The organism is Aquificaceae bacterium, from assembly GCA_037481935.1.
Classification (GTDB): domain Bacteria; phylum Aquificota; class Aquificia; order Aquificales; family Aquificaceae; genus Pampinifervens.
Genome location: JBBFKQ010000001.1, coordinates 136707 through 158137, shown reverse-complemented (window position 1 = coordinate 158137; position 21431 = coordinate 136707). Strand labels below are relative to the sequence as shown.

Below are 21431 nucleotides of genomic sequence, written 5' to 3'. Positions count from 1 at the left end.
TCAGAGGCTTTTTAGAACTGAACCTGGAAGGCGAGAGTTACATTGGTGTAGTCTTTCTGACCTGCTGGTCTGTCAACGCTGTCCACTGCAAGCTGTATGAGAGCATCCTGACCTTTGAGGAAGTAGTTAACGGCTCCACCGAATCTCTTGAACTTTGTCTTTGCACCAGTAGTTGGCTTATCCTCTGAGTAGTCATACTTGAGAGCAAGTCCAGGTTTTCCTATACCCACAACCTGGTCATATATACCACCCACTTGGAGATAAAAGCCCTTCCTGTCATCTTTTGCAGTGTTTATATCCTTTACATCAAAATAGGCAGCTTCCCAGTTGGCTATGAGAGTTCCAAACTTTTGTTCGTGCTTTGCATCAACTGTCCATGCCTTTGTTGTAAAGGACAGGGCACCAGCTCCTGTATTACATGCTCCAGCACTTGTATTTCCACACTTCTGAGTTGCGTAGCCAACACCAAAGGATAGCACGTTTTGTCTACCAAGATATGTATCCCTTAGACCATAGCCCTTCTCACCCTTGAACCCAAGCATAGTAGGTGTGAATTGAAGCCTTATAGAGTACATGAGATTATCCTTGCCAGGATTGCCTGTGCTATTGTTGTAAGGACCATCAAATATACCTACATAGTATTTAACCATTGCATCAGCTATATCACCCCATACGGTAAGACCTGCGTTCCTGTATCTGGTTGGACCCTGCAGAGGAGCATCAACTGCAAGACCGCCGTAAAAGTAGCCTGTAGGTATAAGAAATGTATAGCTGTCTGTAAGAGCTGCCCTTGAGAAGGGTGTTCTGTAAAGACCTGCCTGGACATTGAGTTCATCCATAAACTTGAGACCTATAGCAGCGTCAGTAGCTCTTGCACTTGCAGCTGCAAAATCCATATTGGAGAAAAAGTACATGTGCTTGCCTACCCTTCCATTTGCATAGAACCTTACGTTGTTTAAGCTGAAGTCAAGAGCGCTCTTATTTCCGCTGGTCCTCTCACCCAGATACTGTCCCCAGATTTGAGCCTTAAAGCCCATATTTCCGCTTACGTCTTCGGCTACCTTAAAGGCAACTGCTTCTGCCTTTTGAGGCAGAATTATTCCCGCACCCATAAGGGCTGCTACCGCAAGTAGGCTCTTCCTCATGTTGGTACCCTCCTTTAAAGGTTTTGATGGCTATATGATAGCAGATAAGAAAGCCTTTGTCAAGCCCTTTTTAACTTTTGCACTTTTGCAAAGGGCTTTTAAATAGCGGTCTGAAATTTTGCAATATTTCAAAGCTCCCTCCTGAGGTCTCTTGTCATGGCTTCTTCGTAGGTATATGGGCACCTGGAAGGAAGCTGGGAAATAAGGCTTTCTTTACTTATATCCTTTAGCCACAGCTTTAGCTCATCCACCGCATCCTGCCATGCAAGCTCCAGATAATCCGGTAACTTATTCCTGAGGCTCGGATATCTTCTAAACAGCTTGGATATTTCAGTTCTGGCTCTGTCTATGCTCCTTATCCAGCTGAGCCCACCCTTTTCTTTGCCAGCTTTTGTCCATTGTCTGAAGTGGTCCCACTCATACATATGCTCCAGAATAACAGCCAGATGGCTTATACAACTATCTAAATGCTTTTGAGCCATATCCTCTATTTCCTCCAGCAGGTTCTCCCAGTCCACAAGGTCGTAGAGCCCCTCTTTCAACAGCTCATGGTTTATCTCCGCCCAAAGGGGATAGTCTCTTTCGTAAAGTTCCTTTAGCTTTTCTTTGCTTATTGTCCTCATGAGTATAAATATAGACCCATCTGGTTTATAGTTTTTCTTATGAAAACGGTGGATGTAAGTGGTAAGCCCGAGACCCTCAGGACTGCCAGTGCTTATGGAAGAATAAGACTAAAACCGGAGACGGTTAAGGCTATAAAAGAGGGTAGAGTGCCAAAGGGGGATGTGCTCTCTGCTTGCAGGCTTGCCGGCATAATGGGTGCCAAGAAAACTCCGGAGCTTCTCCCCTTCTGTCATCCTCTGAGCTTTGAGCATGTGGAGGTGGACGTAAGGGTTGAAGAAGACTGTCTGGAAGTCTTTTCCTATGTGAAGGGCGTGGGCAGGACGGGATATGAGATGGAGGCTCTTACCGCCGTGAGCGTTGCTCTTCTGACCGTATACGACATGTGTAAGGGCATGGACGACAGCATGACCATTGAGGAGATAAGGCTAATCTCAAAGGAGGGTGGAAAGTCCCAGTGGGGCAGGAATCTTGAGGGTATAAGGGTCAGGGTTCTTTCTGAATGTGGTATGAAGGAGCTTATTGAGGGCAAGCTATCAGCACTGGGTGCAGAAATCTCGGAAGAAGACTTTCAGCTTACCATAAGCACCCTGCCCCTTGAGTTTTCTGAAGTCTGGGGTGTATCTGCCGTCTTAAACCAGAAGCTCTTTTCCCTTTTCCCCCACAGGCTCAGGAGGGGTGTGAGGGTGGGGCTTTTTGAGGGAAAGCCCTGCGTGGAGATTCAGGAAGAGATGGATATAGTCCAGTCCTTCTTTGAAAACTTTGGAAGTCTAATCGGGAACTGGGTGGATGGAGAAGCTCTATAACTGGCTTTTGCTCAAGGCTATAAGGGGGCTCGGGGAGGTGTCCATAAAAAGGCTCTGGCTCAGGGCTGGTAGTGTGGAGAGGATACTCTCCATGAGCCTTGAAGAGGCAAGCTCTCTTATAGGCGAAGAGAGGGCAAAAGCTCTTATTGAGAAGAGGCTTTCCTTCAGACCTGAAGAGGTGATAAAACTGGTGGAAAGGGAGGCTATAGGATGGCTTACCCTTGAGGATGAGGAGTATCCTGTGCTTCTCAGAGAGATTGAAGACCCGCCTCCCGTCCTCTTCTGGAGGGGCACACAGAATAAAAAGCCCCTTATCGCTGTGGTTGGAACAAGAAAGCCAGACCTTCAGAGCATTAACTTTACAAGACATATGGTGCGTCAGATAGCACAGAAGGGTTATGCGGTAGCCTCTGGCGGAGCATACGGCATAGACATGACCGCCCATGTTGAAAGCCAGAAATACTCAGGCTTTACTGTATGTATACTGGGAATGGGTATACTCAGAATGCCCTCCTACCTACACAGACTGCAGGAAGGTGTCCTCTTCCTCTCCGAGTTTCTCCCAGAGGTAGTCCCTGAGGATTATACCTTCCCGAGGAGAAACAGGCTCATAAGCGGTATCTCCGCATCGGTAGTGGTGGTAGAGGCTAGCGAAAGGAGCGGAGCCCTTATAACCGCAGAGTATGCCCTCAGGCAGAAAAAGCCCCTCTGGGCATACATAGGCAATGCATCCAGCCAGAGATGGCTCGGCTGTGTGAAGCTCGTAAACGAAGGGAAGGCAAAGATACTATACAGCGCCGAGGCTCTCTTTGATAACCTGCCCACATCAGACCTGAAGAAAGACCCCCTCCTTGAACTGCTGACGACTCCAAAGACCTTTGACGACCTCATTGAAGCCACGGGCATGGAGGCTTCCGAGCTCACCCTCAGGCTCCTCCAGCTTGAGATGGAGGGCAGAGTTAGCCGTAGCGGTTCTTACTACATTGCCTTGTAAATGGAGACGAGGGGAGTTGAACCCCCGACCTCCTGCTTGCGATGCAGGCGCTCTCCCACTGAGCTACGTCCCCTCAGAGCTAAAATTATAACACCTGAAGGTTTGTGGGTCTGAGAGACCTCAGATACTTAAGAAGGGAGCTGAAGTTTCTGCTGTCGACCTTTATGAGAAGCTCCGTCACCTTCTGGAGTTTTTTTCTGCTCACTTCCACTGGAAGATGGCTCAGGTCTGGCTCTCTGCTGAGCTGAAGTTTTATGAGCCTGCTGAAGGGCGGAAGGTTTTCTTCTTTTCTTCTGTGGAGCTCCTCTTTGCAAAAGCCCTCCCAGTCCCTTGCCCTGAGATACTCTAAAAGTGGGTTGTATTCCATGACCGTCTGCACCACAAGCCTTTTCCTGCTTATACAGAGAGCCTTCCAGACATAGGAAAAATACTGCTCCGTGGAGTCATACCATGGGACGGAGAGTATGTTGTCCGCATGCAGTATAAACACGTTGTCGTAAATTTTGCCCAGCTCTGGAAGGGTGTTGAAGTGCATGTGCCCTGATTTCCCAATCCATCTGTCTACCTCCTCCATGGCCTTTTCTATTCCAAAGCCTAGCTCAGAGAGATTCCCACCACATTCGGGACAGAGGGCAACGCTTCTGTATCCGCAGGAGTTGCAGAAAACCACATTACCATCCTTGCTCAGAGTTAAAAAGCTTCCGCACTGCGGGCACTCCAGCACGTAACCACACACCCTGCAATAGGCGTAGGCATAGCCCACCTTATTTACAAGGATAAGACTCTCTTCACCAGCACAATCTTTCAGAAGCCTTACAGTGTCTGTAGCCAGAACCTCCTCAGGCTTTCTCTTTACCACGAGCACTTCCGCAGTGGGAGTGAAAACCTCCCTCTCCCAGCCCTCTCTAAGACACAGGCTTACAGGTGGAAGAGGGCTTGCAATGCAGAAACCTGCGCCATAGTAGCGAGCAAGTTCAAAGAGAAGGTGTCTCAGATTAGTCCCGTCCTGTAGCTTTGAAGCCCTATCTCCAAGAAGAACAAGGAGCTTCAGATTCCTTATTGGGGAGAGAAGAGCAAGCCTGCTTCCAAGCACCACAAGACCATCCTCTTCGCCAACTCTGAACCAGTTTCTTACAAATTCCCTCTCCTTCTGCAGTGAGCTAAGCAGAACAAGCCTGTCTCCCAAGACTGGATACAGCTCCTCGTAGAGACATTTCAGCATCTCAAGATGGTCGCAGAAAAGGAGAACAGAGCTCTTTTTTTCTGCAATAGCCTGAAGCTCCTCAAAAAGTCTTTCACTTATGCCCTGCCAGCTACCCATCAGTAAAGTCTTTCTTCCCAGTGGTTTCAGTATAGTTTTTATCTCCTGTCTGAGTTTTGTGGGTTTAAAGCTTATCTGAGGAAGTTCTTCATCCACTTCCACCACCAGGCCTTTTTTAATTAGAGCCCTGATTTGCCCGGTTTTGAATCCCTTGTCCTTCAAATCCTCCTCGCTTGCATACCCTCTTTCAAGCAAAAAATAGAGTAGCCTGATTGCATCCTCTCCTCTCTTCAGCGCCCTGAGCCTCTGTATGGCTTCCTCAATGGGAAGAGAAAGTCTGTAGATTTTCTCACTGAGCTCTGGAGCCTTCCACTCCCTCATTTTTATCAAAAAACCAAGTTCCATCAAATGCCTTACGGGACCATCCCCGAACCGCTTTCTGAGATTTTCTTCCTTTACCTTCTTCCTTTTACCCACCCATGCAAGGATTTCAAGACTTTTTCTATCAAGGAACCTGTGAGGCTTTTCGGAGAGAACCACATACTCTTCTTCCCTCCAGTCAAGGGCTGATGGTAGAAGTTTATGCAGAAGGAGCCATGGGTTAAGACCATAATGACCTGCAGTTTCTACCACTGCCTTTATGTGCTTTTCTGTGGTCATCGGAACACTGTCGGGAAACTCAAGGGGCACTTCCTGCCCTTCCCTGGCTAAGCCCACAATGATGGCAGTCTTCCCCTGAAGGAGAACCCTGTAGCCTATGGGGCTACCTTCATAGGGAAAGTTGGCTTTTACTCTAAGTATCCTTCCGCCTGGCAGGGCAAGTTTTAAATTCATTCACCCCAGTATTCTGCTTTTGAGGTGGCGGTCTCCCAGAGGACCACCTTCACCACCTTCACGTCACCCAGAAGACCAACCTCTGAGAGCTTTTCCACAAGGTAGTCGTAGAAAAATTTAGCAAGAGCCTCTGCAGTGGGGCAGAAGTTGACGGGGAATATCTTCATCGCTCCGTATTTCTCAGCTACAGTCCTCAGCTCTTCATACATGGGGTCGTTCCTGTCTATGATGAAGCTGTGGTCTACTGTATCTATAAGGTCTTTGAGGGCGTTCTTTACGTGGTAGAAGTCCATAACCATGTCCTGCTCCGAAAGCCTGTCTGAGCCAAGGGTTACTTCAAGCACATAGCTGTGTCCGTGCAGGTTTACGCACTTGTTCACCGGCACCTCTTTGCCAAGGGTGAGCTCTGCACCTCTTCCACAGGTGAGGTTCTGCTTCCATACCCTGTGGCCTGCTTCAAACCTGAAGGTTTTTGATATCTGCCATTTCATTACCAGACCACCACCCTTTCAGATTTTACTATTAGCTCCGCTATTTCTTCATAGCTTTTTGTAAGGTTTTCAGGGATTTTTATGCCCCTCGCCTGCGCATCCTCTCTGCACGCATACCAGCCCTTCTTTGTAGGAAACCTCAAAACGCCGTCCTGTATTAATATGACCACATCTTCCTCCCCCACAAGGTCAGAGCTGAAGTCTCCAAGCTTTCTTACAAGCCACAGGGTCTTTACCATACCAGCACCGCCTCCGAGTCTGCGATTATGTCCCTTAGCTCTTCTATGCTTTTTACCTCAACCTTGCAGATAAGGTCCTCTGGCTTTAGCCCTCTCTCCTCAAGAGAGGCGTCCTCTGCGTATAGTTTCACCCTCACGTAGCCCATGTTTTCCAGAAGCCTGTCAAAACCCTGAATGCCCAACTCTTCCGGATACCACCTGCTCAGGGCGAACACACCGTCCTTTATCATTATAAGGTTTACATCACAGCTTATACCCAGAGCCATGGCTATTCTAAAAGCTTCATGACACTTCCAAGAAAAGGGGTCTCCCTTTATCACTAAGGCTACTTTCATTTCAGTTAAAGTTTATCACCTTATCGTATTCACCTATGAACCTGGAAAGGTTGTAGGTTGAACTGCTTTCAAAAAAATCAAGAGCCTTCTCTATACCCCTCTGGTGTGCAGAATGGGCACAGTATAGAAGCCGGACTCCCATTTCTTTGAGTTCTTTGGTTTCAGGTCTTATAGTGTAATAGGCACCGTTGCCAGAAAAGAATATGGCAACCTCACCCCTCTTTGTCAGCTCTTTTGTGAGATTTATGATAGTGTTGTAGTCCTTTGCGAAGGGATTGCTGGTAACGATAAGGAGGAATTTCATCGTGTCTTTTTTATGAATATCTCCCAGGTGTTCTCTGAAATCTGGTTTACTCCCAGCACTTCCTGACCTTCCTCTTTCATGCTTTTGGGGACGCTCTCCGCCGAGGGCTTGTAGTCCACTATTACTCTGAGCACCTGACCCGCTTCCATCTGCTCAAGAACCAGCTTGCTTTTCACAAAGGTAAAGGGACAGACATCTCCCCTTATATCCAGTTCCCTGTCATGCCTGATGGACTCAGTCTTCATGGAATTTTTAATTATAAAACTTTCTGCCTATTTTGCAAGAACCCTTTCCACTTCTGCGATGGATGTTATGCCTTTTCTGACCTTTATCAGACCGGCTTCATAAAGGGTTCTCATACCCTTCTTGCGTGCAAGGTCTCTTATATCTTCTGCAGTGGCTCCCTTTACGATGAGCTTTCTCATCTCTTCGTCTACCTCTAAAATCTCATGCACTGCGGTCCTCCCCCTGTAACCAGAGCCATTGCAGTAATCACAGCCCTTTGGATTAGACCTGTATATGGTTATGTTTTCGTCAATACTCTTTATAACCCCAAGTCTGAGAAGTGCCTCCCTTGGCGTGTCGTCAACGAGCCTGCACCTTGGACACAGTTTTCTTACAAGCCTCTGGGCAGTTATAAGGATAAGTGAAGAGCCTACAAGGAAGGGCTCTATGCCCATATCTACGAGCCTTGTCACTGCGGAGGGGGCATCGTTTGTATGAAGGGTTGAGAAAACAAGATGTCCAGTAAGAGCAGCCCTTATACCGATTTCTGCAGTTTCCATATCCCTTATCTCACCTATTAGTATTATGTCCGGGTCCTGTCTGAGAAAGGCCCTCAGCACGCCGGCAAAACTGACACCTATCTTCTCATTCACCTGAACCTGGTTTAGACCCGGTATGGAAACCTCCACAGGGTCCTCCACTGTCATTATGTTCACATCAGGGCTATTGCGCTCCATAAGTGCTGCATAAAGTGTTGTTGTCTTACCAGAGCCTGTAGGTCCTGTTACCAGTATCATTCCCCATGGGGTCCATATGGCTTTTCTGAACTTTTCAAGGTCATCTGGTTCAAAGCCAAGCTCATCAAGTTTTACGCTCAGGTACCTTTCTGCTTCCTGAATTCTCATGACGACCTTCTCTCCATAAACTGTGGGCACGGTGGAAAATCTCAGGTCTATCTTTTTACCCTTAAATCTCGTTCTTATCCTTCCGTCCTGAGGCCTTCTCTTTTCTGCTATATCAAGGTTTGACATAATCTTGAACCTTGCCACCACTGAGTCTTTTATCCTTATAGGGAACTCATGGTATATTCTCAGAACACCGTCAACCCTGTATCTTACCACGAGCTTTTTCTCCTGGGGTTCTATGTGTATGTCTGAAGCTCCCAGGTTCACAGCCTCCGCTATCAGAAAGTTCGCCAGCCTGACTATGGGCCCCTCACCCGCCTCTGCAGCCAGTGCCTCAGGAGAGAGCTCCATTTCCTCCTCCTCTATCTCTACTTCCTCCCCCATGTCAAAGCTTTCCACAATCCTGTCCACAGCAGGATAAAGCTTGTTCAGGAGGTCTTCTATGGACTTTTTTGTGGAAACAAAGGGCACTATGGTGTTTATTTTTGTCTTGAACCTGAGCTCGTTTATGGCGGTTTGATTAAAGGGATTTATCGTCAGAACGTAAAGCTTCCCATCCTCATACTTTATGGGTGCTATGGCATGCTTTCTCAGTAAGCTCTCCGGCAGTTTTTCCTTTAATCCTTCGGGAAACTCTGCGCCTTCAATGCTTCCCCTCCAGAGTCTCTGGGGCATGTATTTCTGATAAAAATCTATAAGCCGGACATCATCAATGAAACCAAGTCTCAAGAGTGTGCTTATTATATCCTCATCCTTCCCCTTCTCTTTCTGAGCCTCTATCGCCTTATCTCTACTTATGTATCCAAGTTTTACCAGGAGTTCAAGGAGTTTTGCCTCATCCATAGCTCTCCTCCTCGGAAGGGAAAAGCACCTCTTCCACTTCCTTCCTGAACCTTATGAGAGCTTCTCTGAAGAGCTGTGCACCCTCCAGATACCTCTTTACAAACTTTGGCTTTATTTCCTCCACCAAGCCCACAAGGTCATGGAAAACGAGGACCTGCCCATCACAGTAAGGTCCTGCACCTATACCGATGGTTATAGCTCTTGATTTCTCTGTTATCTCCTTCGTAAGTCCCTTGGGTATGCTTTCAAGCACCACCATAAAGGCTCCGGCTTCTTCAAGCGCTCTAAAATCTCTTTTAACTCTCTGTGCCTCCTCCTCTGCTTTACCCACAACCCTGTAGCCGCCAAGGGCATGCACACTCTGAGGGGTAAAGCCAACGTGCCCCACCACGGGTATGCCCATGTGGACAAGCCTGTAAACCAGCTCTGCTACCTCTTCACCCCCCTCAATTTTCACGGCGTTTGCACCAGTTTCTTTTATAACTCTTCCGCAGTTTTTTATAGCTTCTTCAAGGCTTACCTGATAGCTCATAAAGGGCATGTCCGCTATTACAAAAGCCTTCTTTGTTCCCCTCCTCACTGCTTTTGTGTGATATATGATATCTTCAAGGGTCACAGGCAGTGTGGTTTCATGTCCCTGAAAAACCATACCCAGAGAATCGCCAACCAGTATGCAGTCTATACCAGCCTGTTCGCAGAGTCTTGCAGAAATGTAGTCGTAGGTGGATACCATAACTATCTTTTTACCATCCTGTTTTTTCTTAAAAAGGCTCCTTACCGTTATACCTTCCATTTTTAGCCTTCTTTCTTTTCCGCTGTCGCTTCTTCCACCTCTCTCACCAGCTGGAGCAACCTCTTTATGGTTTCCTTCATACCATTCATATCGGATAATTCCCTCATATCTTTAACAAGCTTGAGAAGGCTTTCAAGGAGCTCCTCCCTGTAGGGGCCCTCACCCACTCTAATCTGGTATGCTGAAGCGGTGACAGGGTTAACTATTGTGTTAACTATCCTTCTTGCTTCAAGCCTGTCCTGAGCCTGAGAAAGCTCCTCCAGCTCCTTCTGAACCCTTTTAAGCAGGTTTATACCTATCTCAAACTCCTTGGTCATAAAACTCCTCCGAGGGTAAGTGTTTTATAAATTTTAGCACATTAACCTTTCATATAATCCAACAGTATCCTCTTGTGGTCAAAGACCAACAGGTCAAAGGGCAGTTCCTCAAGCTTGTAAACTCTCACTTTCTTTGCATCGTCCCCAGCTTTCGGCTCACCTTCTGCATCGCATACAAAAACCAGAGAGACCACATGAAATCTCGGGTCCCTCTCGGGGTCAGAATATACGCCAAGAAGCTTCTTTATGCTTGCCTCAAGTCCTGTCTCCTCTTTTACCTCCCTCAGAACAGCCTCTTCAACTCTTTCTCCCACCTCCACAAAGCCTCCAGGAAGGGCGAGACCATGAGGCGGGTAGAGCCTTTCTATCAGAACAATACCCATGAACTTCTCACCTTCCCAGAGCCTCAGGATTGCATCCACCGCAAGGTATGGGGTTTTTATTCCTTTCATGCAGAGAATTCTAACCTGAGTTTTCTCATATTGCATACGCCGAAAGATTATGTTAGAATTGATATCTAATATCAATAAAGGAGGTGCGTCATGAGGCTTCTTGTGCTTGGAGGACACGACAGGCTAAAGTCCAGAGTAAAGGAGCTCTCAAAACGGTATGGGGTCAGGATTAAGTTCATCAACCAAGAAACCCAACAGAACATTGACAGTGCTCTGGCGTGTGCGGACTGGGTCATAGTCTTTACTGGCATAGTGGGGCATAACATGGTGAGGCTGGCAAAGGACTACGCAGGAGAGAGGTGCATATTCTGCCATTCACATGGAGTGTGTGCCTTAGAGAAAGAAATCAGAAGGCTTCTGGAACATGAGAAAAATCATCTTGACACTTGATTTTAATACCATTATAATAGTTGATACAAAATCTCAATCTGCATATGAGGTGAGCCATGGGGAACATGGGCTGGTCTGAACTTGGCTGGCTTATAGCCTTTGACCTGGTTTTTCTACTCCTTGTTTTGTCCACATTACTTTAGGAGGTATAGATATGGACAAACAGGCAGTCCTTGAGAAGCTCAACCGCATCCTTGAGCTGGAGCTGGCGGGGGTGGTGCGATACACCCACTACGCCCTGATGGTCTACGGGGTAAACCGCATACCTATAGTCAAATGGCTTCAGAAGCAGGCGGAAGACTCCCTACAGCATGCTAGGGAAGCTGGGGAGCTAATCACTTACCTGGGCGGACATCCCTCTCTGGGTATTGGTCCTCTTCTTGAGACTTACAGGCATGAGATTGAAGAGATTCTCAAAGAGTCTCTTGAACATGAACTGAGAGCTTTTGAGGAGTATAGGTCCCTCTTGGAGCTGGTAAAGGACAAGGACCACAGGCTTGAGGAGTGGGTCAGAGACAAGCTCAAAGAGGAGCTGGAGCATTACGACGAGGTCAACAAAATGCTCAGAAAGCCCGGTCAGATTGAAGCCTATCACTGACATGCAGGCTCTTGCTCATGGGAGGTCTTTTCTGCCTTGCCTCCCGCTTTTTAAAGGAGGTGTCTTATGAGTAAGTATTTGTTTTTTATGCTTTTTTACATACTTGTTTCTTTTTCCCATGAGACAGGACTACCAGAGGGTTTGCCAAGGCTGAAGGTTTTAATGTTTGTTTCAGAGGAAAACCATCACAGGACGGAGACAGCCTTTACCATGGCGAAGTCCTTGCTCAGCTCAGGTCATGAGGTTTTCATAGTGCTTGAGGGTCCATCGGTAAGGCTTGCCCAGAGGGAATACAAAGGTAAGGTCCCTTACGAAAAAACGCTTTCTGAGATTGTCCGGTTGGGTGGAAGGGTCTATGTGTGCCCTTACTGGGGTGGAAAACTGGGGGTAAAAAGCCTTAGAGAGGGTATTGAATGGGCAAACCCTCAGGTAATCTTTCCAGAGCTTGCGGATACAAGGACAAAGGTCATGGTATGGTGAGGAGGTAGGAACATGAAGAGAAAACTTTTACTGCTTGCAGTGCTGAGCACTGCCACCTTTGCCCAGGAGGAAAGACTTGAGGATGTTGTCATATCCGCCACAAGGCAGGAGCTTGAGAAGAAGCAGGCACCCCAGCCAGTAGAGTCCCTCAAAAGAGAGGACTTGCATAGGTTCAGCGTTAGAGAAAACCTCAGAGACCTTTTTCTCTTTGACAGCAGTCTATTTACTCTCAGGTCAAGGGGAAGGAGCTTTTTGAGTATAAGGGGTTTTGACGCAGACAAGGTGTTGGTTTTGATAGATGGTAGAAGGCTTACCGGTGAAGTAGACAGGGACTTTGAAATAGACAGGATTACCCTGGACAGGGTTGAGAGGGTGGAGATAGTAAAGGGTCCGGCGAGTGTTCTCTACGGAACGGATGCCCTGGGTGGTGTGATAAACATAATAACTAGAGAACCGCTAAAACCAGAGTTTAGCTTTTCCACCAAGTATGGCATGTATTCCTCCGGCGGAAATCCGGAGGAGAAAAACCTGTCTTTTTATGCCTATACGGGAAGGTTTGGAAACTTCAACCTTGGAGTTTTTGGAAGGCTTACGCAGGCAGAACCCTACAGGCTTCCTAACAGGACAACCCTTGCAGATGACAGAGACCTCAAGAGCTTTGGTATAAGCGCCTTTTACTACCTTGACAAGAGCGCAAAGAGTAAGCTAAGGTTTGACTACGACTACCTTACGCACAGGGACATAACCACAACCTTTCATACCACGCACTACAGAAGGTCAATAAACGATAACAAAAGGCAGAACCTTTCTCTGGGGCTTGACCTCAACCGACGGGACTGGAGGCTCTTTTTGAGGGGTTATGCCTCTATCTATGACAAGGATTTTGAGCAGAGGAGGGAAGATAACAACAGGCTTCTGCAGTTTGACATAGCGGACAGAAGAACCTATGTGATAGAGGGTTATCTTTCAAAGGACCTTTTTGAAAGGCACAGGTTTACGGTGGGTGGTGAGGGCAGGAGAGAGAGCTTTGAAACCACCAGGATAAGGTCGGGCTCCTTTAAGGGAACGGTAACAAGGGAAGGCATAACTCAGGCAAAGTATAAGGTAGATATAGACTACTATGCCCTCTATGTGCAGGATGAATGGTTTATATCCGACAGGCTTTTCCTAGTAGCTGGACTTAGATACGACGACAGCGACAAGTTTGAGAGTGACCTATCACCAAGGGTTGGACTGACCTACAGCCTTCTTCCAGACCTGAGGCTAAAAGCCAACTATGCCCACGGCTTTAAGTCTCCCACACCCAGAGACCTTTTTATATACTTTAGCCAGCCGGGTTATGTGGTTGTAGGAAACCCTAACCTCAAGAGCGAGAAAACCGATGGTGTAGACCTTGGGCTGGAAAAGGACTTTGGCAGACAGGCAACATTAAAGGTAAACCTCTTCTACACAAGGGCCAAGGACCTCATAGAAACTTGCCTTGTAAACACACCCGGTTGCCCTCCATTAACCCTGAACGTGCCATCTCCGCCGCCTAACGCTCAGGTCTTTACTTACAGGAACGTAGGAAAGGCTGAATTCAAGGGAGTGGAGCTTTCGGGCTTTTTTGCTCCTTTAAACTGGCTCGGCGGAAGGTTGTCCTATACCTACCTGGAGGCAAGAGATGAAGAAGAGGACAAGAGGCTTCTTCAGAGACCAAGACACAGGCTTGTAGGAGAGGTAAGCGTCAGGCCATTAGAAAAAACACGCATATCCCTCGCCGTTGAGCATACCTCTGACCTGCTCTGGACGCCCACTCAGGAGAAGGACTTTACCCTGCTGCACCTGTCTGCAAGCCAGAAGCTCTGGAAGGGTCTTGAGCTTTATGGTGGTGTGGATAACCTGGGGAATAAAAAGGACAGAGACCTCCCCATACTGGGAAGTTTCTACTATGCGGGCCTGAGGGGTACATTCTGATGTGGCTGGAGTATGTGTTTATGGGTATTATGGGGCTTATGAGCCTTGTGGGGCTGTATGTGTTTTTTGAGAGGCTCTTTTTCTACAAAAGGATAAACCTGTCAGACTTTTCTACAAGGGCAAGGCTGGAAAAAGAGCTTACAAGGGGTCTTTATGTGCTTGCGTCGGTAGCATCCAACGCTCCTTATGTGGGGCTTATGGGCACGGTGCTGGGCATCATGCAAACCTTCTACATAATGGGAAAGGAGGGTATGGGAGACACGCTCAAGATAATGACGGGGCTTGCTCTGGCTCTGAAAGCCACTGCGCTGGGGCTTCTGGTGGCAGTGCCGGCAACGGTTTTATACAACTACCTTGTAAGAAGGGCAAGGGAACTGCTTTACGAGTGGGAGGAAAAGCATGCAAGAAAGGGAGATTGACTACATGAATGTGATTCCTCTGGTGGATGTGATGCTGGTGCTTTTGACCATTGCCCTCATAGGTGCCAGCTTTGTGGCGGTGGGGTCTTTGCCTGTGAACCTGCCCTCTGCAGAGCATCAAAAGCGGTCAGTGGAGAGCCCCGTTGAGCTCTATGTGGACAGGCACGGAAACTTATACTGGAAGGGGGAAAGGATAAGTAAAGAAACTCTCCTGAACAGGCTCTCAAACTACGACAGGAACACGCACATAGTGGTGGGGGCGGACAGGGATGCTTCCGTGCAGTCTCTTGTGAGCCTTCTTGACCTTCTAAAGGGCATGAACTTTCAGAGGGTTTCCCTGCAGGTGAGAAGGACATGAGGTTGGATACAAGGGCTCTGCAACTTTCCCTTTTCTTTAACAGCCTTGCTTTTGTCCTCATCTTCTTCATGCTGAGGTTTGACGCGTCACAGATAACTCAGGTAGAGCTGGAGCTTTATTACACTCCACCCAATATTAAACATCCTGAATATGACAACCTGGGCGAGGAGGTAAGAAACATAACCCATAGAGGGCAAAGTCAGAAGGCGAAGGGAGATACAGGCGGACACACACCGGCTAAAGCCGATAGTTTTCAACAGCAGGTAGAAGAAAAACTTCAAAAAACACCCACATCCGAGGAACTCCTCAGCAAGGCTGAAGCAAAGGAGCAGTCAACACCTGCAGAAGCCCATGAGAAGACCCCACAGAAATCCGCCAGCTCTGAAGAAGGCCATAAGAGCACTAGACAGGAGACGCAGGTGGGTGCAGTTGCCCATGGTAAGGTGGGGAGCGGTGGAGCTGAGGTAGGAGCCGAGCCATCGGGTTCAGGGAGGGTGGGAGAGGGAGACTACAACCTGCTCTATCACAGGCAGAACTTTGGAGTGGTGAGGTCTGTTGTGAAAAGCCATCTTGAGTATCCACCTCTGGCAAGGCTAAGGGGATGGGAGGGGAGGGTGGTGGTGCTTATATGCCTTGAAGGCAGGAATCTATGCGGGCTTGAGTTAAGGGAGAGCTCTGGCTACCGAGTTCTGGACGAGGCGGTAATTAGAGCAGTCCAGAAGGCACACAGAAACTTTCCGGTTGCAGAAAGAAAAGTTAACCTGCTTTTGCCCGTGCAGTTTTCTCTCAAGGAGGATAACTGATGGAGAAGGTTTTCTATCAGGTTGTAATGCTTTTTCAATACCCTGTTTACGCATCGATAGGGCTCATGTTTCTGTATTCGCTCTTTGACCTTGGGCTCTTTACTGCAAGGGCCATAAAGAGAGCAATGGGGAAAAATCATCCAACACAACTCCCCCCAGAGGAGCTCTACCTGAGAGGACTGAAGGCTATGGAGCCTTCAAGGCTTGTCTCAAGGATTGCCCCTCTTCTGGGGCTTGTGGGAACACTTATACCTCTTGGACCGGCCCTTCTTGCCCTTGCGGAGGGCAACACGCAGGAGCTTGGCAGGAAGCTCTCTTTTGCCTTTGGGGCAGTGAGCCTCTCTCTTATATCTGCCAGCATAACCTACTACACCTCCACAGTGCGAAGACGCTGGCTTTTAGAGGACATAAAGAGACTGGAGGAGAAGAGATGAACCTCAAAGATATCCTTCTTCAGGAACTGGAGAGGCTTGAGGAAGAAACAGACCCCATGCTCTCGGTGGTAAACATGATAGACGCCTTTCTGGCGGTCGTTATCGCCCTTCTTCTGGTGCTGGTAAACAGTCCCTTCAACCCCTTCACAAAGGAAGATTATGTGCTTGTGAAAAACCCCGGCAGGGAAAACATGGAGCTGGTCATAAAGAAAGGGCAGAAGCTGGAGAGGTATGTAAAGAGCCAGCAGATAGGAGAAGGAAGGGGTGTAAGAGTGGGTGCCACTTACCGCCTGCCCGATGGAACGCTGGTTTACGTGCCGGAGGAGTAGCCATGAGGCTCCTTTTTCTACTACTGGTTCTACTGAGCTTTGGCTTTGCCCAGAAGTTAGTGCTCGTGGTGAGCTTTCCAAACCCTCCCAGAAAACTCCACCTTCTCCTGCAGAGTGCACAGGAGGTGGGTCTTGAAGTGCAGGGCGTATACCTGAGGGCGGAAGACCTCAAAAGCCTGCAATTGCCAGAGGCAGACATCTACCTTGTGGATACGCCTCCTGAGGAGATAAGAAAAGCCCTTCAGGAAAAGCTAACTGGCAAAAGGTTGGTGTTTCTGAGCCCTCCAACCGCAGGAGACCCGCAGGTTCTGAGCAAGCTCCTGCCCTACTACAGTTCAGGTGGCAGGGAAAACTTTAAAAACATGTTCAAAGCTTTTGCAGGTCTGCCTGCAGGGCCACCCAGAGAGCTTCCTGCGGTGGGTTTTTACCATCCTGCAAGGGGCGTGATGGAAAATCTGCCTCAGGACTTTGAAAAACCACTGCTCGTGCTTTTTCACCGCTCAGACCTGGTGGCGGAGAACACCGCCATTGTAGACAGCATCATAGTTCAGTCAGAAAGAGAGGGCCTGCCTGCGGTGGGCTTCTACTATCCAGAGACTGAGGGGCTCAGAAGGCATCTTCACAAACTCATCTTAGAGGGAAGACCACTCCCTTCCGTGGTTGTTAACCTCAGGCTCATGTATTTTGCATACGAAGAAGAAAAGAAAGCCTTTGAAGAACTGGCTCTTCCAGTGCTTCAGGGTATCACCTACAGGGGCAGAAAAGAAGACTGGAAAAAGAACCCCCAGGGCATTTCAGTAACCTCAATACCCTTCCACTTCACACTGCCAGAGTATATGGGGGCTATCGACCCCACAGTGGTGGGTGCAGACCAACCCCTCAAAGAGCCATTGCTCCATATGGTGGAAAATCTGGTAAAGAGAGCTAAAGCCTGGAGAGACCTCCAGAGCCTTGAAAACTCCCAGAAAAAAATAGCTATAGTCTACTACAACTACCCGCCCGGAGAGAGGAACATCCTTGCCTCCAACCTGAACGTCATAAAAAGCCTTGAACTACTTCTGAAAACCGCAAAGGACAGGGGCTACAGGGTTGAAACCTATTCAGAGAGAGACCTGCAGTCAAAGCTCACCCAAATGATAGGGCTTTACTATTCAAAGCCCGTGAGTACAGACCTTCTTGATTGTCTGAGCCTTGAGGAATACTTGAACTGGTATGAGAGCCTTCCAGAAAAGGTCAGGAAGGACATAGAGAGCTACTGGGGAAGACCGGAGAGGGACCCATACCTTAAGAAGGGATGTTTCACCATTCCTGTGCTTAAATCGGGCAACTTTTTGCTCCTGCCCCTTGCACCCAGAGGCATGGATTACCTAAGGAGTAAAGAGATATACCACAGCACAAAGATTCCACCCTCTCACTACTATCTTGCCTTCTACCTTTACCTGCAGAAAAACAGCCATGCAATATTGCACTTTGGCACCCACGGCACTCAGGAGTGGACGCCCGGCAAGGAGAGAGGCCTTGACCTGTGGGATTACCCCTACCTCACCCTTGGCACAAAGCCCGTCATATACCCTTACATCGTAGACAACGTGGGAGAAGCCCTCAACGCCCGAAGGAGGGGCAGAGCCCTTATCATCTCTTATCAGACCCCAGCCTTTGCACCCTCTGGCACCTACGGAGAGCTGGAAGAACTTCACCAGCTACTTCACAAGGAAGCCCAGTCAGAGGGAAGACTGAAAGAGACCATAAGGCGGGAGATAGCTCAAAAAGCCATGAGGGCAAACATAGCCAGAGACCTGGGCTATAAAAACACCACCCAGATACTGAAAGATTTTGAGAGCTTCTCTGAAAAACTCCACAACCACATACACGAAATAGCCACTCAGAATGTGCCTCTGGGGCTTCACACCTTTGGCAAGACAAAGGACGCAGAACTCCTTGCCCTCACCATACTGCAGATGCTGGGCAGGGAATGGATAAAAATGTGGGAAAAGGAACCCTATGAGGAGTTTATGGCTCAACCCGTAGACAAGATAAAGAGCTCCAAAGCCTTTGCAAAGGTGCTTCAATGCATGGAAGGCTCTCCAGACGCATACTGTGAGACAGTTATAGACCTCTACAGAAGGCTTGACGCAGGCGTGGAGCTTGTATCTCTCTTTTCAGCCCTTGAGGGCAGATACATACCTGCCTCTTTTGGTGGAGACCCCATAAAAAACCCCGACAGCCTGCCTACGGGTAGAAACCTCTACGGCTTTGACCCACAGCGTGTGCCAACACCTCAGGCATGGAAAACTGCGGTGGAAATCACAGACCAGTGGCTCATAGACTACCACCAAAGGCACGGAAGATATCCTCAGAAGGTTGCCTTTACTCTGTGGTCTGTGGAAACCATGAGACACCTTGGTGTGGTGGAAGCTCAGGTTCTTTACCTCCTTGGTGTAAGACCAAGGTGGGATGATGGTGGAAGGGTGGTAGGGCTTGAGATAATACCTAAGAAAGAACTCGGGCGTCCGCGCATAGACGTGGTGGTATCTGCCACGGGGCTATACAGGGACCACTTTCCAAACCTAATGAACCTGATAAATCAGGCAGTAAGGCTTGTGGCAGAGCTTGAGGAAGAGGAGAACTTCGTAAGGCAGAACACACAAAAACTGATGGCGATGCTTCTTAAAAAGGGCTACCCTCATGAGCAGGCTCAGAGGCTCGCCACTATAAGGAGCTTTTCCAACGAGAGCGGAGCTTACGGCTCTGGGCTGGATGATGCGGTCTTCCAGACAAAGGATAAGAAAAAACTTTCGGGGCTTTTCCTGCACAGGATGGGCTTTGCCTACGACGAGGGACTTCACTCGCAGAAGGTGCATGGGCTTTTTGAGGAAAACCTCAAGGATACGGATGCGGTGCTTCTCTCAAGAAGCTCCAACCTATATGGCATGCTCACCACCGACGACCCCTTCCAGTATCTTGGGGGTCTTGCTCTGACAGTGGAGGTGCTCTCAGGTAGAAAGCCAGAGGTGCTTATAGCCAACCTTAGAAGCACCGCAAAGGTGCAGACCGCAGAGGAGTTCCTCCTTCAGGAAGTAAGAGCCCGATACCTCAACCCAGAATACGTAAAAGCCCTTATGAAAGAAGGCTACTCGGGCGTCAACGAGCTTTTAAACACCCTTAACAACCTCTACGGCTGGCAGGTGGTGGCACCTCAGGTGGTAAGAGACCCCATCTGGAAAGAATTCAGAGAGGTCTATCTCCAGGACAAATACAACTTGGGCACAAAAAAGTGGCTCAGAGAAAACTCCTCAGCCTCTAAGCAAATAGAGGAAAGGCTATCCCAGGGCATCACTATGGCAGGCTACGGCACTGGCAGACCGGTCGTGCCTTCTTCCCGTGCGGGAGCCGGTAGCTACGAGCCATCTGTAAGGGGCGCACTGCTGCAGAGGGTCAGCACTATCCATGATGTGGGACAGATCCATACTCTCTCTGGTTTCTGGCTTCTGAGCGTGATTCTTTTGATACCATATCTGGCAGGCTTGTTTGAAGGTTTGAGAAAAAGAAGCTATGCATAGAAGTATGCTAACTCAAGCTGACAACCATCATATTGACAGTGGGTTTCACTTTCTGTATACTATCTTGCGATAAAATTTCAATTTCTATGTAAGGAGGTCAGGCATGAAGCGAGTTCTTTTAGCCACTGCCCTACTATCAACCACAGTCTTTGCCCAGCCGGCGGAGGACAGGATACGTCAGCTTGAGGAGCAGATAAGAATGCTCCAGCAGGAAGTTCAGAAGCTCAAAGAAGAACAGAAGAAGGCAGAAGAGACAAAGAAGGAAACTGAAGCCCTCAAGGAGGAGATAAGACAGCTCAGGCTTGATATTGCCATGCCAAAACTTGAGATTAAGTCCTACTCTGGTCTTGGTCCTGCGGCGTCCAAGGTGCACTTCAACCCAAGGGGTGTCTCCATAGGTGGCTATGGTGAGCTCGTTTTCAGACATAACGATGTGAACGCAAGGGGTGGAGCCAAGTCCATAGCCAACATGCAGAGGATAATCCTCTACCTTGGTTATGCCTTTGATGAGAAGCTGAAGTTTAATTCTGAACTTGAGCTGGAGCATGCATCAACCTCGGCAGGACATGGCACTGGTGGAGGATACTTCAAGGCAGAGCTTGCATATCTGGACTATCAGTTCAGACCTGAGTTCGGGGTCAGGGGAGGACTTCTTCTCATGCCCGTGGGTATAGTGAACGAAGTGCATGAGTCTCCTACATTCCCCTCCGCAGAAAGGCCTTTCTTTGAGAGAAGAATAATGATGTCTACCTGGGAAGAGATGGGTCTTGGAGCTTACGGAGCCGTTGGTCCAGTAGACTACAGGTTTTATGTGATAAACGGACTTATGCTGAAAGGTGGTGGCGACTACGATGTAACCGAGCCCCTAAAAACCGTCAGACAGAGGGGGGCAAGGGCGGTTGCGGACAGGCTTGGATTTACTGGAAGAGTTGACATAAACCTTCCCCTCAACCTAAGAGTGGGAGGTTCCTTTGTCTATGCAGATGTTCAGTCTAAGGGTGGCTCAGACTCTCAGCTGGGTCTGAGAAGAGGTTCAAAGGTTGGCTCGCTGACCATGTTTTCACCTCACCTCTGGTGGCAACATGCGGGATGGGACATAAGGTTCGTGGGGGCCTTAGTAAAGACTGATGATGCCCTGAAGATGTCCAGAGATCTCTTTGGAAACAACATACAAAACCCCAACACCGGTGCCAACAGAAACAACATAATGCCAGAGGAGCAGAAGGGCTTTTATGTGCAGGTCGCCTACGACCTTTTCAGGCTATTTGGGCCAGAGAATCAGGAGCTCTACGTCTTTGGCATATACGAGGACTTTGACACCCACAGCAAAGTGCCCTCTGGTTTCCTCAAGCCCAGCGGTCATAAGCTGAAGGTCTACAACCTCGGACTCTCCTACAAGCCCCACCCACTTGTTGCCATAAAGGCAGACTATGCAAGGCTCAACTACAGCTCTCCAAGAAAGGATGAGAACGAATACAGGCTCACCCTCGGCTTTATGTTCTGATGGCTCTTCCTTGTGTTGTGCCCTCCCTGCGGGGA

At 48.5% G+C, this 21431-nt stretch carries 25 protein-coding genes and 1 tRNA gene; 13 read left to right on the top strand and 13 right to left on the bottom strand.

The genetic code is table 11. The features are described 5' to 3' along the window. Window positions 1-11: 11 nt before the first annotated feature. Entirely contained in the window at window positions 12-1145 is a 1134-nt protein-coding gene (locus tag WHS43_00905) for a hypothetical protein (GenBank protein ID MEJ5338199.1), read from the bottom strand. Between the two features lie 128 nt (window positions 1146-1273). Then, on the bottom strand, window positions 1274-1768 hold the full coding sequence (locus tag WHS43_00900) for a DUF29 domain-containing protein (GenBank protein ID MEJ5338198.1): 495 nt from the start codon (window positions 1766-1768) through the stop codon (window positions 1274-1276). Window positions 1769-1807: 39 nt separating this feature from the next. Between WHS43_00900 and moaC the strand changes: the two genes are divergently transcribed. Further along, complete coding sequence (gene moaC, locus WHS43_00895) at window positions 1808-2572, top strand: cyclic pyranopterin monophosphate synthase MoaC (protein ID MEJ5338197.1); 765 nt, start codon at window positions 1808-1810, stop codon at window positions 2570-2572. Continuing rightward, window positions 2556-3566, top strand: a complete 1011-nt coding sequence (gene dprA, locus WHS43_00890) for a DNA-processing protein DprA (protein ID MEJ5338196.1) — start codon at window positions 2556-2558, stop codon at window positions 3564-3566. Before moaC ends, dprA begins: the two co-directional genes overlap by 17 nt. Before the next feature lies 1 nt (window position 3567). Here dprA and WHS43_00885 read toward each other — a convergent pair. The 11 genes from WHS43_00885 to WHS43_00835 all read right to left on the bottom strand — a co-directional run bounded on the left by WHS43_00885 (window position 3568) and on the right by WHS43_00835 (window position 10565). Next, window positions 3568-3639, bottom strand: a tRNA-Ala gene (locus WHS43_00885). A gap of 12 nt (window positions 3640-3651) precedes the next feature. Continuing rightward, complete coding sequence (locus tag WHS43_00880) at window positions 3652-5661, bottom strand: primosomal protein N' (GenBank protein ID MEJ5338195.1); 2010 nt, start codon at window positions 5659-5661, stop codon at window positions 3652-3654. Then, on the bottom strand, window positions 5658-6152 hold the full coding sequence (locus WHS43_00875; protein ID MEJ5338194.1) for a 6-carboxytetrahydropterin synthase: 495 nt from the start codon (window positions 6150-6152) through the stop codon (window positions 5658-5660). The genes WHS43_00880 and WHS43_00875 overlap by 4 nt, the downstream gene beginning before the upstream one ends. Next, window positions 6152-6391: a sulfurtransferase TusB gene (locus tag WHS43_00870; protein ID MEJ5338193.1), complete on the bottom strand. Its 240-nt coding sequence runs from the start codon at window positions 6389-6391 to the stop codon at window positions 6152-6154. Before WHS43_00870 ends, WHS43_00875 begins: the two co-directional genes overlap by 1 nt. Further along, window positions 6385-6726, bottom strand: coding sequence for a DsrE family protein (locus WHS43_00865; protein MEJ5338192.1), 342 nt, complete (start codon window positions 6724-6726; stop codon window positions 6385-6387). Before WHS43_00865 ends, WHS43_00870 begins: the two co-directional genes overlap by 7 nt. Before the next feature lies 1 nt (window position 6727). Next, entirely contained in the window at window positions 6728-7030 is a 303-nt protein-coding gene (locus WHS43_00860) for a DsrE family protein (protein ID MEJ5338191.1), read from the bottom strand. Continuing rightward, window positions 7027-7275, bottom strand: a complete 249-nt coding sequence (locus tag WHS43_00855) for a sulfurtransferase TusA family protein (GenBank protein MEJ5338190.1) — start codon at window positions 7273-7275, stop codon at window positions 7027-7029. Before WHS43_00855 ends, WHS43_00860 begins: the two co-directional genes overlap by 4 nt. Before the next feature lie 27 nt (window positions 7276-7302). Continuing rightward, window positions 7303-9003, bottom strand: coding sequence for a GspE/PulE family protein (locus WHS43_00850; GenBank protein ID MEJ5338189.1), 1701 nt, complete (start codon window positions 9001-9003; stop codon window positions 7303-7305). Then, entirely contained in the window at window positions 8996-9796 is an 801-nt protein-coding gene (panB, locus tag WHS43_00845) for a 3-methyl-2-oxobutanoate hydroxymethyltransferase (protein MEJ5338188.1), read from the bottom strand. Before panB ends, WHS43_00850 begins: the two co-directional genes overlap by 8 nt. A 2-nt stretch (window positions 9797-9798) precedes the next feature. Next, a complete protein-coding gene (locus tag WHS43_00840) occupies window positions 9799-10113 on the bottom strand; it encodes a hypothetical protein (GenBank protein ID MEJ5338187.1) in 315 nt (104 codons plus the stop codon). 41 nt (window positions 10114-10154) lie between these two features. Next, a complete protein-coding gene (locus WHS43_00835) occupies window positions 10155-10565 on the bottom strand; it encodes an NUDIX hydrolase (GenBank protein ID MEJ5338186.1) in 411 nt (136 codons plus the stop codon). Between the two features lie 90 nt (window positions 10566-10655). On the opposite strand from WHS43_00835, the gene WHS43_00830 reads away from it, so the two are divergent. The 11 genes from WHS43_00830 to WHS43_00780 all read left to right on the top strand — a co-directional run bounded on the left by WHS43_00830 (window position 10656) and on the right by WHS43_00780 (window position 21396). Beyond that, complete coding sequence (locus WHS43_00830) at window positions 10656-10955, top strand: DUF2325 domain-containing protein (GenBank protein ID MEJ5338185.1); 300 nt, start codon at window positions 10656-10658, stop codon at window positions 10953-10955. A gap of 154 nt (window positions 10956-11109) precedes the next feature. Beyond that, a complete protein-coding gene (locus WHS43_00825; GenBank protein MEJ5338184.1) occupies window positions 11110-11553 on the top strand; it encodes a ferritin-like domain-containing protein in 444 nt (147 codons plus the stop codon). Between the two features lie 66 nt (window positions 11554-11619). Further along, the gene (locus WHS43_00820) at window positions 11620-12033 is read left to right on the top strand and encodes a DsrE family protein (GenBank protein ID MEJ5338183.1); all 414 of its coding nucleotides are present in this window, start codon (window positions 11620-11622) and stop codon (window positions 12031-12033) included. A 12-nt stretch (window positions 12034-12045) separates the two neighbouring features. Further along, on the top strand, window positions 12046-13989 hold the full coding sequence (locus tag WHS43_00815; protein ID MEJ5338182.1) for a TonB-dependent receptor: 1944 nt from the start codon (window positions 12046-12048) through the stop codon (window positions 13987-13989). After that, window positions 13989-14408, top strand: a complete 420-nt coding sequence (gene exbB, locus WHS43_00810; GenBank protein MEJ5338181.1) for a TonB-system energizer ExbB — start codon at window positions 13989-13991, stop codon at window positions 14406-14408. The genes WHS43_00815 and exbB overlap by 1 nt, the downstream gene beginning before the upstream one ends. Beyond that, window positions 14389-14766, top strand: a complete 378-nt coding sequence (locus tag WHS43_00805; GenBank protein ID MEJ5338180.1) for a biopolymer transporter ExbD — start codon at window positions 14389-14391, stop codon at window positions 14764-14766. The genes exbB and WHS43_00805 overlap by 20 nt, the downstream gene beginning before the upstream one ends. Continuing rightward, the gene (locus WHS43_00800; GenBank protein MEJ5338179.1) at window positions 14763-15569 is read left to right on the top strand and encodes a TonB family protein; all 807 of its coding nucleotides are present in this window, start codon (window positions 14763-14765) and stop codon (window positions 15567-15569) included. Before WHS43_00805 ends, WHS43_00800 begins: the two co-directional genes overlap by 4 nt. Then, window positions 15569-16003: a MotA/TolQ/ExbB proton channel family protein gene (locus WHS43_00795; GenBank protein MEJ5338178.1), complete on the top strand. Its 435-nt coding sequence runs from the start codon at window positions 15569-15571 to the stop codon at window positions 16001-16003. Before WHS43_00800 ends, WHS43_00795 begins: the two co-directional genes overlap by 1 nt. After that, window positions 16000-16332 carry a DUF2149 domain-containing protein gene (locus WHS43_00790; GenBank protein MEJ5338177.1) on the top strand — a complete coding sequence of 111 codons (333 nt, stop codon included), beginning with the start codon at window positions 16000-16002 and terminating at the stop codon, window positions 16330-16332. Before WHS43_00795 ends, WHS43_00790 begins: the two co-directional genes overlap by 4 nt. Window positions 16333-16334: 2 nt before the next feature. Continuing rightward, window positions 16335-19892: a cobaltochelatase subunit CobN gene (locus tag WHS43_00785; GenBank protein MEJ5338176.1), complete on the top strand. Its 3558-nt coding sequence runs from the start codon at window positions 16335-16337 to the stop codon at window positions 19890-19892. Window positions 19893-19995: 103 nt separating this feature from the next. Then, the gene (locus tag WHS43_00780) at window positions 19996-21396 is read left to right on the top strand and encodes a DUF3373 domain-containing protein (GenBank protein MEJ5338175.1); all 1401 of its coding nucleotides are present in this window, start codon (window positions 19996-19998) and stop codon (window positions 21394-21396) included. The last annotated feature ends 35 nt before the right edge of the window (window positions 21397-21431 follow it).

Bases quoted from the DNA above. Each gene is read 5' to 3' on its own strand.
- WHS43_00840 (MEJ5338187.1), bottom strand. From the start codon at position 10,113: ATGACCAAGGAGTTTGAGATAGGTATAAACCTGCTTAAAAGGGTTCAG.
- moaC (MEJ5338197.1), top strand. From the start codon at position 1,808: ATGAAAACGGTGGATGTAAGTGGTAAGCCCGAGACCCTCAGGACTGCC.
- exbB (MEJ5338181.1), top strand. From the start codon at position 13,989: ATGTGGCTGGAGTATGTGTTTATGGGTATTATGGGGCTTATGAGCCTT.
- WHS43_00790 (MEJ5338177.1), top strand. From the start codon at position 16,000: ATGAACCTCAAAGATATCCTTCTTCAGGAACTGGAGAGGCTTGAGGAA.
- panB (MEJ5338188.1), bottom strand. From the start codon at position 9,796: ATGGAAGGTATAACGGTAAGGAGCCTTTTTAAGAAAAAACAGGATGGT.
- dprA (MEJ5338196.1), top strand. From the start codon at position 2,556: ATGGAGAAGCTCTATAACTGGCTTTTGCTCAAGGCTATAAGGGGGCTC.
- WHS43_00905 (MEJ5338199.1), bottom strand. From the start codon at position 1,145: ATGAGGAAGAGCCTACTTGCGGTAGCAGCCCTTATGGGTGCGGGAATA.
- WHS43_00855 (MEJ5338190.1), bottom strand. From the start codon at position 7,275: ATGAAGACTGAGTCCATCAGGCATGACAGGGAACTGGATATAAGGGGA.
- WHS43_00795 (MEJ5338178.1), top strand. From the start codon at position 15,569: ATGGAGAAGGTTTTCTATCAGGTTGTAATGCTTTTTCAATACCCTGTT.
- WHS43_00835 (MEJ5338186.1), bottom strand. From the start codon at position 10,565: ATGAAAGGAATAAAAACCCCATACCTTGCGGTGGATGCAATCCTGAGG.
- WHS43_00865 (MEJ5338192.1), bottom strand. From the start codon at position 6,726: ATGAAAGTAGCCTTAGTGATAAAGGGAGACCCCTTTTCTTGGAAGTGT.
- WHS43_00815 (MEJ5338182.1), top strand. From the start codon at position 12,046: ATGAAGAGAAAACTTTTACTGCTTGCAGTGCTGAGCACTGCCACCTTT.
- WHS43_00830 (MEJ5338185.1), top strand. From the start codon at position 10,656: ATGAGGCTTCTTGTGCTTGGAGGACACGACAGGCTAAAGTCCAGAGTA.
- WHS43_00780 (MEJ5338175.1), top strand. From the start codon at position 19,996: ATGAAGCGAGTTCTTTTAGCCACTGCCCTACTATCAACCACAGTCTTT.
- WHS43_00875 (MEJ5338194.1), bottom strand. From the start codon at position 6,152: ATGAAATGGCAGATATCAAAAACCTTCAGGTTTGAAGCAGGCCACAGG.
- WHS43_00900 (MEJ5338198.1), bottom strand. From the start codon at position 1,768: ATGAGGACAATAAGCAAAGAAAAGCTAAAGGAACTTTACGAAAGAGAC.
- WHS43_00805 (MEJ5338180.1), top strand. From the start codon at position 14,389: ATGCAAGAAAGGGAGATTGACTACATGAATGTGATTCCTCTGGTGGAT.
- WHS43_00785 (MEJ5338176.1), top strand. From the start codon at position 16,335: ATGAGGCTCCTTTTTCTACTACTGGTTCTACTGAGCTTTGGCTTTGCC.
- WHS43_00820 (MEJ5338183.1), top strand. From the start codon at position 11,620: ATGAGTAAGTATTTGTTTTTTATGCTTTTTTACATACTTGTTTCTTTT.
- WHS43_00825 (MEJ5338184.1), top strand. From the start codon at position 11,110: ATGGACAAACAGGCAGTCCTTGAGAAGCTCAACCGCATCCTTGAGCTG.
- WHS43_00880 (MEJ5338195.1), bottom strand. From the start codon at position 5,661: ATGAATTTAAAACTTGCCCTGCCAGGCGGAAGGATACTTAGAGTAAAA.
- WHS43_00800 (MEJ5338179.1), top strand. From the start codon at position 14,763: ATGAGGTTGGATACAAGGGCTCTGCAACTTTCCCTTTTCTTTAACAGC.
- WHS43_00860 (MEJ5338191.1), bottom strand. From the start codon at position 7,030: ATGAAATTCCTCCTTATCGTTACCAGCAATCCCTTCGCAAAGGACTAC.
- WHS43_00850 (MEJ5338189.1), bottom strand. From the start codon at position 9,003: ATGGATGAGGCAAAACTCCTTGAACTCCTGGTAAAACTTGGATACATA.
- WHS43_00870 (MEJ5338193.1), bottom strand. From the start codon at position 6,391: ATGGTAAAGACCCTGTGGCTTGTAAGAAAGCTTGGAGACTTCAGCTCT.